13 protein-coding genes are annotated in these 17239 nt (G+C 41.5%); all 13 read left to right on the forward strand.

The annotated features are described in order from the left end of the window. Positions 1 to 294: 294 nt before the first annotated feature. Complete coding sequence (gene focA, locus M4S28_RS06750) at positions 295 to 1137, forward strand: formate transporter FocA (RefSeq protein ID WP_004734589.1); 843 nt, start codon at positions 295 to 297, stop codon at positions 1135 to 1137. Between the two features lie 139 nt (positions 1138 to 1276). Continuing rightward, positions 1277 to 2101, forward strand: a complete 825-nt coding sequence (locus M4S28_RS06755; protein ID WP_249632179.1) for a TnsA endonuclease N-terminal domain-containing protein — start codon at positions 1277 to 1279, stop codon at positions 2099 to 2101. Next, the gene (locus M4S28_RS06760) at positions 2091 to 4250 is read left to right on the forward strand and encodes a TnsB C-terminal domain-containing protein (RefSeq protein ID WP_249632180.1); all 2160 of its coding nucleotides are present in this window, start codon (positions 2091 to 2093) and stop codon (positions 4248 to 4250) included. The genes M4S28_RS06755 and M4S28_RS06760 overlap by 11 nt, the downstream gene beginning before the upstream one ends. Continuing rightward, positions 4240 to 5691 (forward strand): ATP-binding protein, encoded by a 1452-nt coding sequence (locus M4S28_RS06765; protein ID WP_249632181.1) that lies wholly within the window; start codon positions 4240 to 4242, stop codon positions 5689 to 5691. Before M4S28_RS06760 ends, M4S28_RS06765 begins: the two co-directional genes overlap by 11 nt. A 34-nt stretch (positions 5692 to 5725) precedes the next feature. Then, positions 5726 to 7126, forward strand: a complete 1401-nt coding sequence (locus M4S28_RS06770; RefSeq protein ID WP_249632182.1) for a TnsD family Tn7-like transposition protein — start codon at positions 5726 to 5728, stop codon at positions 7124 to 7126. A gap of 247 nt (positions 7127 to 7373) precedes the next feature. Further along, positions 7374 to 7775 (forward strand): hypothetical protein, encoded by a 402-nt coding sequence (locus tag M4S28_RS06775; protein ID WP_017089035.1) that lies wholly within the window; start codon positions 7374 to 7376, stop codon positions 7773 to 7775. Continuing rightward, positions 7759 to 8397 carry a restriction endonuclease subunit S gene (locus M4S28_RS06780; protein WP_102548332.1) on the forward strand — a complete coding sequence of 213 codons (639 nt, stop codon included), beginning with the start codon at positions 7759 to 7761 and terminating at the stop codon, positions 8395 to 8397. The genes M4S28_RS06775 and M4S28_RS06780 overlap by 17 nt, the downstream gene beginning before the upstream one ends. A gap of 2 nt (positions 8398 to 8399) precedes the next feature. After that, positions 8400 to 9914 carry a type I restriction-modification system subunit M gene (locus M4S28_RS06785; protein WP_249632183.1) on the forward strand — a complete coding sequence of 505 codons (1515 nt, stop codon included), beginning with the start codon at positions 8400 to 8402 and terminating at the stop codon, positions 9912 to 9914. Continuing rightward, positions 9904 to 11202 (forward strand): restriction endonuclease subunit S, encoded by a 1299-nt coding sequence (locus M4S28_RS06790; protein ID WP_249632184.1) that lies wholly within the window; start codon positions 9904 to 9906, stop codon positions 11200 to 11202. The genes M4S28_RS06785 and M4S28_RS06790 overlap by 11 nt, the downstream gene beginning before the upstream one ends. A 71-nt stretch (positions 11203 to 11273) precedes the next feature. Beyond that, positions 11274 to 11954, forward strand: a complete 681-nt coding sequence (locus M4S28_RS06795; protein ID WP_249632185.1) for a DUF6933 domain-containing protein — start codon at positions 11274 to 11276, stop codon at positions 11952 to 11954. Between the two features lie 45 nt (positions 11955 to 11999). Then, positions 12000 to 15275, forward strand: coding sequence for a type I restriction endonuclease subunit R (locus M4S28_RS06800; protein ID WP_249632186.1), 3276 nt, complete (start codon positions 12000 to 12002; stop codon positions 15273 to 15275). After that, on the forward strand, positions 15275 to 16051 hold the full coding sequence (locus M4S28_RS06805) for a M48 family metallopeptidase (protein WP_249632187.1): 777 nt from the start codon (positions 15275 to 15277) through the stop codon (positions 16049 to 16051). The genes M4S28_RS06800 and M4S28_RS06805 overlap by 1 nt, the downstream gene beginning before the upstream one ends. Then, on the forward strand, positions 16044 to 17237 hold the full coding sequence (locus M4S28_RS06810; protein WP_017089029.1) for a hypothetical protein: 1194 nt from the start codon (positions 16044 to 16046) through the stop codon (positions 17235 to 17237). Before M4S28_RS06805 ends, M4S28_RS06810 begins: the two co-directional genes overlap by 8 nt. Positions 17238 to 17239 lie beyond the last annotated feature (2 nt).

Raw genomic sequence — 17239 nt, forward strand, 5'->3', positions numbered from 1 at the left:
TATATCAAAATCTAGAGGCAACAGCGATCTGTGAGTCATTATAGTGTACGTTATTCCTTTGCTTTCTTTCGTAACTTATTGATATTTATAAGTGTGTCATTTTTTAAGTTGATAACCTTTCATTCAGCATACTTTTCTTTTTACTACTAAAGTTGTATGAATTTTGAATAACTTGGGCTATTTCCTTTCCACAAGGTTGTGGGAGGTATTTTGAGTCCCAAATAGCTCTTGAATTCAGAAATGAAAGAGAGGATTATCTCGCTCCCGACAACATGTTTCAAAATGTAAATCATCATGAATCTGAACCAATTTGACTCATTATTACCGCCACAAATGGCTGAGCGCGCTGCAGATATTGGCGTAGGTAAAGCAACCAAAGATCCAACTAAATCTTTTCTCCTAGCGATTTCAGCTGGCATACATATCGGTATTGCGTTTGTGTTCTACACAATTGTAACCACTGGCGCTGGTGATTTACCTTGGGGTATTACTCGCGTCTTAGGTGGCCTTGCATTTAGCTTGGGCTTAATCCTCGTTGTTGTTACTGGCGGCGAACTGTTTACCAGTTCGGTGCTCACTCTTGTTGCTCGCGCAAGTGGCAAGATTAGCTGGGGAACCCTAGTCAAGAACTGGGCGACCGTTTATATCGGTAACCTTATTGGTGCTTTATTGCTAGTGGCATGCATGCTTCTGACTAAACAGTACATGTTCGACCATGGGCAAGTGGGTTTGAATGCCATGGCCATCTCTCAGCACAAAATGCACCATGGTTTTATCCAAGCTATCGCGCTTGGCATCATGTGTAACGTATTGGTTTGTATCGCGGTATGGATGACGTTTAGTGGACGAACACTGACTGACAAAATTGCAGTACTGATTTTACCTGTTGCGATGTTTGTATCATCGGGCTTTGAGCACTGTATTGCGAATATGTTCCAAGTTCCTTTAGCTATCGGTATCAAAACATTTGCTCCAGCTGAATTCTGGACAATGACAGGGGCTAATCCAGCAGACTATGTTGACCTAAACATGATGGACTTTCTGATGAACAACTTGCTGCCCGTTACTATCGGTAACATCATCGGCGGCGGTATCTTTGTTGGCATGTGGTATTGGTTGATTTATTTACGCGATTGATAAAGATGGCGGATCAACTGTTTTGGAACAATAAAGTTTGTACACTGTTGAAAAAGTTTGTACATACATGTTATTTGGAATAATAAAGTTTGTACACTAGGCTATAATATATTTTATCGAATTAGATAGAGTATGCGTTGTGGCTGGACGAAGAAAACTTGAAAAGCTCGCTGATTTCAAGCGGGCTTTAAAACAAAAATATGGCTTAGGTGAAGGAGCTAATTACACTCCTTGGATAAGAGTTCAGGATGTTAAGTCTCATGGTCACAGCGGTAAGATTGACGGAATAAAATCGGGACGAACTCACCATACCTTATCTGAGCAAGAGACATGTTTTTTCTATTTAGCTGAGTTTTCCGATTCAGTTACCGATATTCGAGAGCAGTTTCCTCTGCTTCCTCTCACTCTCTCATTAAAAATATCTAAGCTGCTTGATGTTGAGCATCCTAAGCACCCAATAACCAAAGCCCCAATCATCATGACCACTGATTTCCTTTTAACCTGTAGTGATGGAAAGCGGATTTGGTATGAAGCTGTTTCTGTGAAGCCTAGTGAAAAGCTTTCAGATAAAAGGACGGCAGAAAAGCTCGATATTGAAAGAGTTTGGTGGGAGTTATTAGGTATTCCATTTCACATATTTTGCCTGTCAGAACTGAATCAGATTAAGTCAAAGAATATTCAATGGATTACCGATCCTAAACGTAAGAGTTACTCATCACCTTCGAATAAAGTTAGAGAAGAAGCCAAGCGTATGTTGACGGTGGGAACAATGCAATTAAGCGACGTTTGTGACATGTTTTCTAATCAAGTCGGCATGTCGAATGATGATGCATTGATTTTGTTAAAGTATTTAATAGCTGATAAAGAAGTTATTGTAGATTTGGCGCGGCCCATAGTTCTATCTGGGATGATAGAAATTGTTCAAGTTAAGATTGATGGGAAATCACAGCAATATGCAAGTTGAATTAAATAGTGTTTGGCGAGTTCATAACTTAGATGGTCTTGAGGATGGTCTTTACAGGGTTTTGCAACTATATACAAAGGAACATATCGTCATTCTTTTTCCTTTGCTCGAATCAAAGGCTTTGCAACGACCACTTAAGCTTGATTTTGACTTTTTTAATGAGGCCATTAAAACGGGTAATTCCGAATTGAGTTCATATGAGCTTCCGTATTATCAATTGCAGTCAGAAGACGATATTTCAGAGAGTTATCTTGTAAAAAGAGATGAAAAATATCGACTTATTAGTGAATTAGCATCTGATCCATATTTTTTGCTAAATTTGGTTGAGCAACCTCGTAGTAAAGCTGTTTCGACACACGCGAAAGCCCGCAACACATATATCCAGAATATCTATCGAGCACTAAATCTTTATTGGAAATATGGTCAAGAGCGAAATGCACTTTTACCGAGCTATAAGAACTCTGGGGGTAGAGGTAAATCAAGAGTAGCTGGTGTAACAAAGCGTGGTTCTCCGATACAACTCTCCAGTCCAAGTATTGAAGTTCCTGAAGGTGTTAATACTACTGAGCACGATAAAACTTTGTTTCTTAAGGCGATGAAGAAGTTTGGACTCAAAGGTGAAAAAGTTAAGTTCAGTCGTGTATATGACAAAATGCTCAAAGAATATTATGCAGAGGAGCTAATTGCTGCTGGATTTGAGTCACGAGAAGCGTTAGTACCTAATTACCGAGCGTTTGTTTATTGGGCCAAAAAACTAGTTCCAGCACAAATTCTAATACGTAAACAAACAAATCAGGGTGACTTTGACCGCAATAAGCGAGGTTTAAAAGGTTCTGCTACCGATCATACAGAAGTTCCTGGCAGTTGCTTTGAATTGGATGCAACAGTTTTGGATGTACATATCGTATCTGACTTTCAGAGACACCATGTATTGGGGAGACCAACCGTTTATTGTGTAGTTGATAAAGAAAGTCGAATGATTGTCGGGCTGCATGTCTCCATGGAATATGCTTCTTGGAGGGCTGGTCGGCAGGCTTTAATTAACAGCTTTACCTCTAAGAAAGAGTATTGCGCAGAATTTGGTATTGAAATAGAAGAAGCTGATTGGCCTTGTAACCACATACCTCAACGATTGCTTTGTGATCGAGGAGAGTTTATTTGTCAGGATGCCGAAAGTCTCGCTGTGCCATTGATTGGCCACTTGAGTATTGCTCCCCCATACAGGGCGGAATTGAAAGGCATAGTCGAACATCGTTTCAATATCTTGAACGAGAAACTAGTCCATGAGCTGCTAGGGACTACGAAAGGACGGCATTACATCAGAAGTGATAGAGACCCAAGGTTAGATGCTACTTTTACGCTCAGAGAAATAACCAAGCTCCTTATTGATGAAGTTTTAGAGCACAACAGTTCAATTTTTAAAGATTTAGCTAAGCAAAGTACATTACTTATTGAGTCAGGGTTTTCTCCAACCCCTCTAAACTATTGGAATCTACATGTTAAAGCACAGCGTCATGCTTTAAGTCGAGCAGACGAGGCTCATATTCGTTCTCGCCTATTACCAACAGTAAAAGTGACCATGACAGGCAAAGGAATTCGGCTGAACGATCAAATGTATTATGAGTCAGATCATGCTGATTTTGATACTTGGAAAGTAATCGCGAGAAATAATGGTTCATGGCAACTAGATGCTTTAGTTGATCATGATAATTCAAGCTTCATATTTGTCAGGCTTGAGGAAGTTAGTGGTTTTACCCGATGTTACTTGATGAAGGAGTCGGCTAATTTTGCTCATAGGCATCAAGCAGACATCCTGTATTTTGAAGATTGGATTAAGTTGGAAAAAAACAAAGCTAAGCCAACATCGAAATCGATAGAGCGTCACCAGAGAAGAAATCAGGTTATCGAAACTGCAAAAGAAGAAGCGGCATTGGCTCCATCGTTGAGTTCAAAATCTGAGAGAACAAAGGGCATGAAAGCAAGGAGAAGGGAAGCTATTCTTGCACAGAGGATTGAGGACGGAGAATCTCAACCTCATCAAGCTAAGCCTGATATGGAATCAGATATACCCAGTGAACACCTAGATGACAAGAAGAAAAAAGTAATTTCAATGCTCAAGCGAAAAAGGGCCAACGATAATGAGATGTGAAGAAGCCATTTATCATGAAGCGATATTACCCGAGCATCGTGGTAATCCTTTGATTGAAGCTTTGCCACCTAAGGTTGAGGATGATGAGTTAGTTATTAAGCTGAGTAATTATCCTGAGAGGTTCGTTGAGGAAACAAAGTTAGAGGCAATTGAAAGGTTGGACTATCTCACCCGATTAAAAGCGTTGAGGCAGCCACTACCTCTCTATTTTGATGTATTTAGGGCCATCGAAATAGCGATCAAAGAGGGATATTCAGCAAAAAATCCTTTATCTCCCACAACAATGAACTATCTACATTATTCTTTAGATAATCGACCTGATGTTGAACCCCGAACAGGCTTTTTTGAACCTAAAGGCAGTGGAATAACAATAATTGGTGAAAGCGGAGTAGGTAAAACCTGCATGCTTGAACAGGTACTCAACTGCTTTCCAGATGTCATCGAACACCGATATTACCAAAATAAAGTATTAGCAATTCCGCAAGTTGTTTGGATTAAAGTAGATTGTCCCGATGACTCAAGTGTGAAGGGACTCTGCCATCGCATCTTAGAGCAAATAGATCAAAAACTAGGACGCCCTCCAACAAAACCTGCGGGAACGATAGCTCTTTTACTTCAACAAATTGAATCGAAAATGAAATCAAATTTCCTCGGGATTTTGGTTATTGATGAAATGCAAAACCTAAACCTTGCTAAAGCAGGCGGTGCTGATCGACTTTTAGGCTTTTTGCATAACTTAGTTAACAATTTAGGTATTCCGATACTTTTCTGTGCAAATCCTCCGTTCGATGAACTTCTCAGTAAGAGTTTTAAATCAGCGCGACGTGCGGAAAGTAGTGGCTATTTCGATGTAGAACTAATGACGAATGATGAAGAGTGGGAATTGTTCGTGGATGAACTTTGGTGTTTACAGTGGACGAATGTTGAAACGCCGTTGACCCCAAGTTTGAACAATAAACTATACTCACTGTCTGCTGGTAATATGGATTTGGCTGTTCGAGTTTATTATTCAGCTCAAAAGGCAATTATTGGTTCTTCAGACGAGAGGATTACTGAAGAGGTTCTTGATCTTGGAGCCAGTATTGCTATACGGGCAACGAAAAATCTCACAGAAGAAATGAGAAAGAAACACGCGATTTCTATCCTAAAAAGAAATCGAAAAGATGGTCATACTGAACCGAACAGCCATCGACGTGAAGATGTTTCAACGAAAGAAGTCATCAATACCAAATCTAAAGCGGTAACGATACCAGGAGACTTGACTCGTCCACATCATCCTGAGTTCATTGGCGAACTAACGGAACTTATTTTTTCAGAGAGTTTGAGTGATCGGATATTGGATACTAATCTGATCCAGAGGGCTTCTCAGGATAGTGATCCACTTGAAAGCCTAAGGGCTTCGGGTGTTTTGTGTGACGACCCATTGGAGACGTTTAGTTAGAATTTAGCTGTATGGCGAACCTATCGGAGGTGATATGCGTTTACCTGATGCATTACCCGATGAGCTACTGTTTAGTCGAATGATTAGATATTGCAATGTAGGTGCGGTTCCCATATCTGAATTTCTCAAAAGCGTATACGGAGACCATAGAGCAAGTATTAACCCAATACTTACTGCTGGTTTAAGTTCGCTTTCAAGTCTGTACAATGAGAACAAGAATGACCTGCTAATGGGGCAAACTCTTGCTCCATTGTTTATGCATTATTACCCGCAATACAAAGCCAAATTATCAGAAGCTATATTCTCAACGGATAATTATTCGGCGATTCGTTTAAGCCAGCTCTCGTGCGTGAGAGAACATAGCGAATTAACTCTCAAACTGTGCCCAGTCTGCATTCAAGAAGATATCAGACAATTTGGAGTGGCTTATTGGCATCGAGTTCATCAAATACCTGCTATCGAATCTTGTTGTGATCATCAGCAGCAACTAGTGCATGTTCGCCTTCCTAAACGATTAAAGTTAGCAGTTGGGTATCCTTCTTCTTTTGAAGCCGAGTATCACGAAAGTAGCGATGAAAGCTTTCGTTTGGCGCAGTTTTCTCGGCAAGTACTTCGAGAACAATCAAACAATATTTCTACATTTAGGTCGGCTAGTTACTCAGACAAATTATCGAATCTTGGCTATGTGACCAAGGGTGGTCGAATTCGCAGGGTAAAGTTATTCTCTGACTTTTATTCTTTTACAAGCCGATTGCATTTTCTATCTTCAGACGTTCTACCATCATCCGAATCGGATTATAAGTACATTACCAATTTGCTGTATAACCAATATTCACAGCATATTTTTAAGTATTTGATATTTGAATACTGGTTATCAAAGCAGAAGGTAAGGGCTAAAACAACACCAGAAGTACGCAGTGAAGGTTGTGTCGTTAGTATCTCTAGCGTAGAGCAAGAATGTTTGTCGTTGTTAAAAGAAGGATTACCAATTTCTTCAATAAGTAAGCAAACTGGCAAGAGTAGAACTTATGTGAAGTCAGTCGCTTACTCGTCGGATATGGAAGATTTGTTTGAGCCTATTAAGTTAAAAGCATCCGTCAGAGAGCAAGTTATTGCTCTTGCATGGAAAGGTTTCCATCGTTCTGTGATCGCCAAATGTGTATCTGTATCAACAGGAAGTGTCGAAATGTTGATTTCTAGCGTAAATGGGTTGGTTAAGTGGAGACGGCAGTGTAAGCATGAATCGAAACGGCGACGCTACAAATCTCAGATACTTCGATACCGACACAATGACCCGTTAAAGATTAGAAAAGAGATAAAGCGAGATTGCAATGCAGCGTTTTACTGGCTATATCATCATGAACCTGAATGGCTTGAATCCGTATTACCTAAGCCATCCCACCCACATCGCTATCCTCGGGTTAAGCAGAAATAACTCAATGCGGAATCTGACTTGATAGATTCCGCAAGCTTTAGGCAGAAGTTTTGTTTTCTGATAAAAATACAGTAGAAGAAAAGTGTATAAATCATTGACGTAGGTATGACTCCATATTAATATGGCTTCATTACGTTATCTGTAGACGCTCTACTGCATTTATTTAGCGTGATTGGCAAGGTTCAGGCGGCCACCTGAACCTTATCTAAACCTCAATACGACGATTAGACATATAGGAGATTTATTTATGCATCAAGATTACCAAATAACTGCGCGTGTGCAAGAAATTACAACCACTTTCATTCAGAAAAAACTTCTGAATGAAGATAGTTACCCTCAAAACATTCAAGAAACCGTTGTTCCTATTAGTGGAAAAGCTCAAAAGCGTGCGAAATATCAGTTCCCAATATCGGCAGAAGAAAACGACTCGATTATTTGTGAATATGATCGTGTGATGAATATTTATAACAAGCATCACTATGGCACACGAAAGAAGCTCACAGTAACAATGGAGCAGTGGTTTTTGGACGAAGCAAAGCGGTATGGATGGGCTGATGCAAAGTTTTACAAATGTGATGGTTCGACTAAAAAAGCCTGTTTTCTAGTGAAGGAAGCCGATTCGGAGAGTTCTTATGATTCAAAACACTAATCTTCGATTACTCAGTGAAGTAGCCGATATTCGAACTGGGTACACATTTAGAGAAAAGGTGGAAGAAGTTGAGGCAGAAACTGGCAGTGCTCGTATTGCTCAGATTAAAGATGTGCGTGAGATAGCCGAAACTTCAAATTCCTTCTTGCTTGATCCAAGCAAACTGCCAGCTATTGACTGGCAGGGTAAAGATAAAGCGTTAGTCGAGTCTGGAACTGTAATACTGCCTTCAAGAGGTTCGAGGGGCGGTTACTTCCAAGCATCCTGTGTTGTTGATAATGCGGAAGATTCATTACCTTTGGTGGTAACGAGTCAGTTCTTAGTGATTACACCAACGGTTGAGGTACTACCCGAATTCTTGTGTTGGTCATTAAACCAACCTTCAATTCAATTTTTATTATCTGAAGGTGCGGGCAGTCAGGGATCATCTATGGCTGTCATGCTTAAAACATCTATTGGCAATGAGATAAAGCTCAATATCCCACCTATCGAGACACAGAAGAAGATACTTCACCTCAATCAATTATGGGAAAAAGAGCAGGCATTAACCCAAGCACTGCTAATGAATCGAAAAACAATGCTTCAAGGCATGTTTCAACAATTACTTAATGAGAATAAATAACGATGAATACCCCAATCAACCAAGATCAAATCAACAAAGCCGTATGGTCAGCTTGCGATACGTTCCGTGGCACCGTAGATCCATCCATCTACAAAGACTTCATCTTAACGATGCTGTTCCTTAAATACATTTCTGATGTGCATCAAGACAAAGTGGATGATCTGGCGAAAGAGTACGGTGACGAGCCTGAATTGATTGCAGCAATGATGGAAACTCAGTCTTTCAAGATCCCAACAGGTTCAACTTTCTGGGATCTGTATGAAGCTCGCCATGAGGCAGGTAACGGCTCTCGTATAGACCAAGCACTGCACGCGATTGAAGAAGCGAACGGTACTAAGCTAAAGAACGTATTCCAAGACATCAGCTTCAACACCGATAAACTGGGTGACGAAAAGCAGAAGAACGACATCCTGCGTCACCTACTGGAAGACTTTGGTAAAGAGACGCTTAACCTTCGCCCAAGCCGCGTTGGTACATTAGATGTTATAGGCAACGCTTACGAATACTTGATTAAACATTTCGCAGCGGGTAGCGGTAAATCGGCGGGTGAGTTCTATACCCCACCAGAAGTTTCTGACCTTTTATCTATCATTCTAGAGCCACAACAAGGCGACAGCATTTGTGATCCTGCGTGTGGATCAGGCTCACTATTGATGAAGTGTGGTAAACAAGTTCAAAACAACTTTGCAGGCTCTAAGCAGTACGCTCTGTTTGGTCAAGAAGCGATAGGCTCTACTTGGTCACTGGCGAAGATGAACATGTTCCTGCACGGTGAAGATAACCATCGCATTGAATGGGGCGATACCATTCGTAACCCTAAGCTTCAGGATAAAGAAGGCGGCCTATTGCATTTTGATGTAGTAACAGCAAACCCACCGTTCTCTCTAGACAAATGGGGCTTTGAAGATGCTGGTAACGATCACTTTGGCCGCTTCCGTCGTGGTATTCCACCTAAGACTAAAGGTGATTACGCGTTTATCTCGCACATGATTGAAACTTTGAAACCTCAGACTGGCCGTATGGGGGTGGTTGTACCTCATGGCGTACTATTCCGCGCTTCAAGTGAAGGCAAAATCCGTAAGCAACTCATCGATGAAAACCTGCTAGATACTGTTATTGGTCTCCCTGAAAAATTATTCTTTGGTACTAGTATTCCAGCCGCGATTCTACTGTTCAAAAAGCAGAAAGACGACAACAAGGTACTATTTATTGATGCCTCTCGTGAGTTTAAGTCTGGTAAGAACCAAAACCAACTTACGCCAGAGAACATTCAAAAGATTATTGATACCTACAAAGCCCGTGAAACCACAGACAAATACTCATACCTAGCGACCCTAGAAGAGCTTGCCGAGAACGACTACAACCTCAATATTCCTCGTTATGTCGATACCTTTGAGGAAGAAGAAGAGATTGATCTAGTAGCGGTACGAAGTGAACGTTTGGCGCTACAAAGTGAACTGACTGACCTTGAAGCAGAAATGGCAGGTTACCTAGAGGAGTTGGGTTATGGTGCCTAATGGTTGGAGAGTTCTCTCACTATCTGAAATAACCAAAGAAAAAATCTCTTATGGGATCGTTCAGGCTGGACCGCATGTCGATGATGGCGTTCCATATATAAAAAGTGCTGATGTTGGTGGAGAAATTGATACACAAAAGCTTCAAAAAACAGCGGCGGAGATCCATCACAAATATAGACGTTCAGCAGTGCATCCAAATGATATAGTTTTTTCATTGCGAGGAAACATCGCTAGGACAAGCATTGTGCCTTTAGACTTGCCAGAAGCAAACCTAACTCAAGGAACTGCTCGTATCTCTGTGGATGAAAAAAATGATACGAAGTTCGTTTATTATAAGCTTGCTTGCACCCCTATAATGAATCGTATTAACTCTTTAAGTAAAGGATCTACATTTAAAGAGATTTCATTAGAAGAGTTGCGTAAAGTTAAACTGCCTCTCCCCCCACTCCCAGAACAACGTAAAATCGCCAACATCCTAACAACATGGGATAAAGCGATTGCTACCACAGAAAAGCTGATTGACACCAGTAAACAGCAGAAAAAAGCACTGATGCAGCAGCTTTTGACGGGTAAGAAGCGTTTAGTAAAAAGTAATGCCTCAAGATCTGTTCGAGAGGGCTTTGCTTTAAGTAAAATTGGGGATATTCCAGATGATTGGGAAGTTGAGCTAATTTCTAAGCATTACTGGTATCAAGAGGGACCCGGAGTAAGGAAACATCAATTTACAGAAAACGGTGTTAAGCTATTTAATGGTACGAATATCCAGCAATCTCGAATAGACATCTCGAATACATCGACTTACATCTCAAGTGAGGAAGCATATGGGGCATATAGCCACTTCCTAGCTGATAGTGGAGATCTGGTAATTGCGTGCTCTGGGATTTCTGTAGAACGATTTGACGAGAAAATTGCATTTATAAAAGAAGCACATTTACCTCTATGTATGAATACAAGCACGATGAGATTTAAAGTTAAATCTGAGACTAGAGCCTGTCTGACATTCATGCGTTATTTTATGATGTCAGACTTATTCAAGAACCAAATAAGAAGGCAGATTACAGGTTCTGCTCAATTGAACTTTGGGCCATCACATATAGCTAAATGCTTCGTACCACTGCCATCTTTAGATGAACAGAAAAAGATTGCTTCAGTATTGAGCTGCGTTGATAAGGAAGTCGATATTCTGGAAGCAAAACTATCTCACATCAAACAAGAGAAAAAGGCATTGATGCAGCAATTATTGACGGGTAAGCGCCGCGTAAAAGTTGCTGAAACCGAAGAGGCCTAAGACACCAATCTAATCCTATGTGATGCACTGCCTCACATAGGATTACTATCATCAAAACTCGGTAATGCAGAATGTTAGTATTTAATTGCACCAAAGCAGCGGCAGAATTTTTTACAGTGACTCGCCAAGGTAAGAAAGTCTCGAGCCTTGAGTCTGCACCACATAAAACCATTGCCGAATCGATTGAGAGTCCTGTTTTCCCTGATGGTGTAGAGACTAATCAATATGGCGGTTTTCAATGGCACTGGGTGCTTCATTGTGTATCCATCAAGCGCAAAAAGTACCTAATAGCGATGGACTACAACACTCGTGTTTGTATTACGGTGCTTGCGGGTAAAAAAGGTGATGTCTATCAGTTCCTCAATACTTTTGACCCAATGCTAAAAGCCTATTTCCACAGCATCGCCCATGAAAGCGGTGTCGATATGGTGGAGATTGAAAATTGCATTGATCATTATGATAGAGAAGTAAACGACTGTGCGTTCCACCCACGAAGTGACCGCAGTGTACAAACCCATATCAATGATGTGCACTGGCACCTTGAGCGTCATTGCTACGAAGATGGCATGTTACTAGAAGATCTCGACCTACTCGGTTTTAACACCTTCGCAAGTCAGTTCCCTCGCAATAGTAAATATAAAAAGAGCCACTTTTTCCCTAATGATGAGTTTCTACGTGAATGGCGAGAGTGGGCACTGGAAGAAAATGCTTTAGATATGAGCAATGTCGTTGTGTTAGATAAGTATCGTTAATGTAGTGTCATTTCCAAACGAAGAGAATAAAGAAGAATAACAGCTATGAGCAACCCTCTACCCAACTTCCGTGAAGAGCAAAGCGCAAAAATTCCAGCGTTGACTTTACTTACCAACCTTGGTTATCAATTCATTCCTCCGAGCGAATGCGTTGTTAAGCGTGGCAACCTATCAACGGTTATTTTGCCTGACGTTTTACGTGATGTGCTGAAACACAAAACCTACTCATTCATGGGGAAGGATCACCCGTTATCAGAAGCGGCTATCGACAAGATTGTCCACGAGTTAGCGAACCCAGCGATGAATGAAGGGGTGAAAGCAGCTAATGAAAAACTCTATAACGCTCTGACCTACGGTATTGGAGTGACCGAGTTTGTTGATGGTAAGAAAGCCAACCCAACCATTAATGTAATTGACTGGCAAGCTCCTAAGAATAACCAGTTTCACTTTACTGAAGAACTCGTCGTTGAAAATGCGCATGGTACTGCTAACCGAATCCCAGACATTGTTTGCTTTGTAAATGGCTTACCTTGGGTGGTGATTGAAGCTAAACGTCCTGATTCGTCTCACGGAGGTAAGCCGACCGTCGCTGAGGGTATTTCTCAAAACATTCGCAATCAGAAGGTCGATGAGATCCCTCATCTGTTTGCTTATAGCCAACTATTACTGTCGGTTAATGGTCACGAGGGCTTATACGGAACGTGTGGTACGCCAAGTAAGTTCTGGGCAAAGTGGAAAGAAGAAGAGATCACCGAAGCCACTTTTGAGCGCTTAAAGAACAAACCTCTTGAGCAAAACAGCCTAGATAGAATCTTTGGTCATCGCCCAGCTAAAGTACGTGATGAATATTTATCGCTGATTGTTGGCGGTGAGTTAGTGGTGACAGACCAAGACCGCTTATTGGTTTCACTACTGCGTCATGACCGACTACTGGAAATGACTCAGATATTCACCCTGTTTGATAAAAAAGCGGGCAAGATTGTTGCCCGTTATCAGCAAGTATTCGGCATCAAAGCCTTGATTGAACGTGTGACCTCTTTTGATGAGAAAGGCGCACGTAATGGCGGTGTGATATGGCATACCACAGGTTCTGGTAAGTCGTTCACCATGGTGTTCTTATCGAAGGCACTCATATGGATTAAAGAACTGGCTAAATGCCGAGTAGTGGTCGTAACCGACCGTGTTGATTTAGAAGACCAACTAGCGAGTACCTTTGCCTCAGGTGGTGCGCTATCAGAAAAAGATCGTAAAGCCTCGATGGCAACAACAGGGAGACGTCTTGCCGAGCAAATCGGTAAAGGTAATGAGCGTATTATCTTCTCCATCATCAATAAATTTGGTACTGCGATTGAGTTGGAAGAATGCTACAACGACAGTCCTGACATGATTGTGCTAGTTGATGAAGGCCACCGTAGCCAAAACGGTGAGAACAATATTCGTATGCAGCAAGCTCTACCGAAAGCCGCTTATATTGGCTTTACAGGTACACCGCTGTTGCAAGATGACAAGACTGAAAACAAGTTTGGCAAAATCATCCACTCCTACACAATGCAGCAAGCTGTGGAAGACAAAACAGTCACTCCGTTGTTGTATGAAGAGCGCGTACCAGATCTGAGCACCAACGATAAAGCGTTAGATGCGTGGTTTGATCGAATCACCGATAAGCTCACCGAAAAACAGCGCACCGACTTGAAGAGGAAGTTCGCTCAGAAAGGTCAGATCTATCAAACCGAGGGGCGAATCGAGCTTATTGCTCATGATATTTCGGATCATTTCCAAAACTTTAAGCGTCAGGGCTTAAAAGGTCAGCTTGCTTGTGACTCTAAAGCCTCTGCAATCCAATATAAGAAGCTTCTCGATAAAATAGGTAAGGCAACCTCGGTTGTTGCTATGTCTTCGCCTGATACGCGTGAGGGGCACGATACAGTTGATGGGGAAAGCACGGATATCGTTCAGAATTGGTGGAAAGAGAATGTCCTCAGCTCTGGTTTTGGTCAAGATGAGAAAGCTTATACCAAACATATTATAGAAGAGTTCGGTAAGGATGATGGCCCAGACATCATGATCGTGGTTGATAAGCTACTGACAGGCTTTGATGAGCCAAAGAACACCGTGCTTTACATCGACAAACCACTTAAACAACACAACCTGATCCAAGCCATTGCTCGGGTAAATCGTCTGCATCAGAAGAAAGAGTTCGGTTATCTCATCGATTATCGTGGCATTTTAAAAGAATTGGATGCCACTATTGCCGACTATCAAGATCTTGCCGAGCGAACCCAAGGTGGTTTTGATATTGAAGACTTAAAAGGTCTCTACAATCGTATGGATACGGAATACAAAAAACTACCCGGTTTATACAATGAGCTGTGGGCGATTTTTGCTGAGGTACCCAACAAACAAGATGGCCCAGCACTGCGTCAAGTGCTCGCTCCGAAAATTGATACCATTGATGGACAGCTTACCGATACCAACCAGAAAAAACGTGATGACTTCTACTCTACGCTCACAGCTTTTTCAAATTGTTTAAAAGTGGCACTGCAATCCGCAACTTACTTTGAAGATAAAAGCTTTGACGATAAGCGCGACCTCTATAAGAAAACGCTCAAGTCCATGGCTGAATTACGTAAGCAAGTTCGTGAAGATGCCGAAGAAACCATTGATTACGATGAGTATGCTGAAAATATCCGTACCATGTTGGATAAGCATATTGCAGGTGTTGAAATTGAAGAATCGAAAGGCGTTTACCTAGTCGGAAACATGGGTAAGGATATTAAGCCAGAGCAACTCACCGACGATGAAGCTCGCAACCAAAAAGATAAGATCACTGGTCGTGTCACTAAAATGATCGAACAAGACCTTGCCGATGACCCGTATGCTCAAGAGTATTTCTCGAAACTGCTTAAGCAAGCGATTCAGCAGGCAAAAGAGATGTTCGATGCACCTGTAAAGCAATATCTGCTATTTGCTGATTTTGAAGAGCAGGTAAAAGAACGCGATGTGAAAGGCATGCCGACGGATCGATTCGCAGAACTTGACCCTAAAATAAAACGACACGTACAGGCATTCTATGGTCTATTCCCTCATCATTTAGGGGATAATGTTTTGCCAGAAGATGAGTGCTTCAATTATGCGTTACAAATCGATGAGATCGTTACCGCCGCTGTTGCTGAGTTTTCAATTAACCCTCAAGAAATAGAGAATCAGATCCGACGCAAGTTAATCCCTGTGTTGTTCAAAGCGATAGGCATGGATAAAACCCAAGCGGTCATTACTGATGCCATCAAAATTACCCGCCTTGGCGTATCAGGACATCATTAATGACGTCGGTAAGCTCCAGTGAAGGCAACAAAGAAGAGTACAGCTTCGTCTATGGCGACGAAGCTTTGTGTTACGAAGTCGTCCGCAAACCGCATTTAGACGGTAAGAAACGTAAAATCACCATCAAGGTTCATCCTAATTGTGAGGTAGTGATTACTGCTCCAGAAGATGCAGAGCGTAATGACATTCACCAAGCTGTGATGAAGCGTGCTTCGTGGATTTACGATGCGTTGAAAGAGTTTCGTAGCCATCTGGAATACGTCCAACCTAAACACTACGTCAGCGGTGAAATGCAGTTCTACCTTGGTCGTCGTTACGTATTGAAGATCGTGGAAGATGCCAAAGCACTACCAACAGTAAAAATGACTCGCGGTAAATTACTGGTCACCTTAACTCGGTTTAACGATGACAAAACGGCCATGGTCCGAGCATTGGTGCGCAACTGGTACAAGGTACGTGCGGAGCGTATTTTCCATGAGCGTTTATCTGAATTGCTGCCGCAAGCCACTTGGGTTGATGGTATCCCAAGCTTTCGTGTTCTTCCCATGAGTAAACAATGGGGAAGCTGCTCGGCTAAAGGAAACTTGATGCTGAACCCACACCTCATTAAAGCGCCTAAAGAGTGCATTGACTACGTTATTCTGCACGAGCTTTGCCACATCGCCGAGCACAACCACAGTGAGAAGTTTTGGCGGCTGCTGACAAGCGTGATGCCGCATTGGAAAGAAGTGAAAAGTAAGCTGGATGGTATGGCGGAGTTGTACTTGAATGAGTGATAATTTTGATTTTGAACTAGCGGAATTGCTGCGAAAGCAAGTACCTCATGATGAGTCGATACACAGTACTTTGCTTAGAACATTATTAACGTATGATCCAAATATAAAGCCTATCGGCGTGATAGGTAATTCAGGCTGTTGGATCGATGCTCCTTTTGTTCAAAAGCAGTATCAGTTCCTTTTCTATCGCTATCCTGACCATGTGTTATTAGAAACTATAGATATGGGTTTGTCTGTGAACGGTAAGTATAACTGCCTTTTTGATAACCCTGTCTCTTACACATATCGAATTGAGTCTACTTTTTTTAGTGGGAGAAGAACTAGAGATCGAGCCTCGTCTGCAACGAAGATAAGGTATTGTTTATCTTGTATAGAAGAGAGTATTGCAAGTGTCGGCTATGGGTATTTTCGGCACTTTTGGGATAGTTCAAATTTATGTCTTATTCATGGGCAACCACTTAAAGAACTACCCGAATTAGGGTTTGCTAAAACTCTAAAAGCCGTAAAGCGGCTGTTTAATGCAAAAGATTGTAGACAAGCGATAAGCTTAGCAAAAAAGCCTGAAGTAACTGCTAAATATTCTCCGAAAATTACATGGGATGAAACGGGAAGGTATGTATTCCCTATTAAATTTGCTCCAGGGTGTTTGATGCCCGTTTTTGCTCAGTGGGTTAATAGCAAATACTCAAAGTTCGAAAATATGAAATTACGAGACTTTGCACAAAAGGTTACAGGGCAGTATTTTAATCATTATTCTCTTTATGAATTTGATTATAGGCGAGATTTTGCGGGTATTTTGATGATGTGCGCAGAGTATGAGCCAGAGTTATTACATTCATTCATAGTTAATGAAGTTAGTCTTATTGGCTTAGAGTTGGGACCAAGAAAGCAAGGAGTTCTCCGAGAAATCTTTGCAAAGCACTCAGTGAGTGATTGTACCGCTTGTGTAGAAAAGTCTTGCATCATGAAAGCACATCAAGGCACTTTCAGTGTAGATGCAACAGAATTGAATCTTAAGAACTTATTTGAAAGTTCTTACACTCTTGCAAGAATATCTATGCAGGGTAGGCCTATTAGAACTAGTAAGGACTCGATCTGGGGAGTTATCGATGTTTCTCCAGAAATTGCTGATAGTAAAGCCTTTGAGAAGATAGAGTTTCAGCTAAACGAAGTTTGTTACAAATAGTG

Source organism: Vibrio sp. J383, from assembly GCF_023503985.1.
GTDB lineage: Bacteria > Pseudomonadota > Gammaproteobacteria > Enterobacterales > Vibrionaceae > Vibrio > Vibrio splendidus.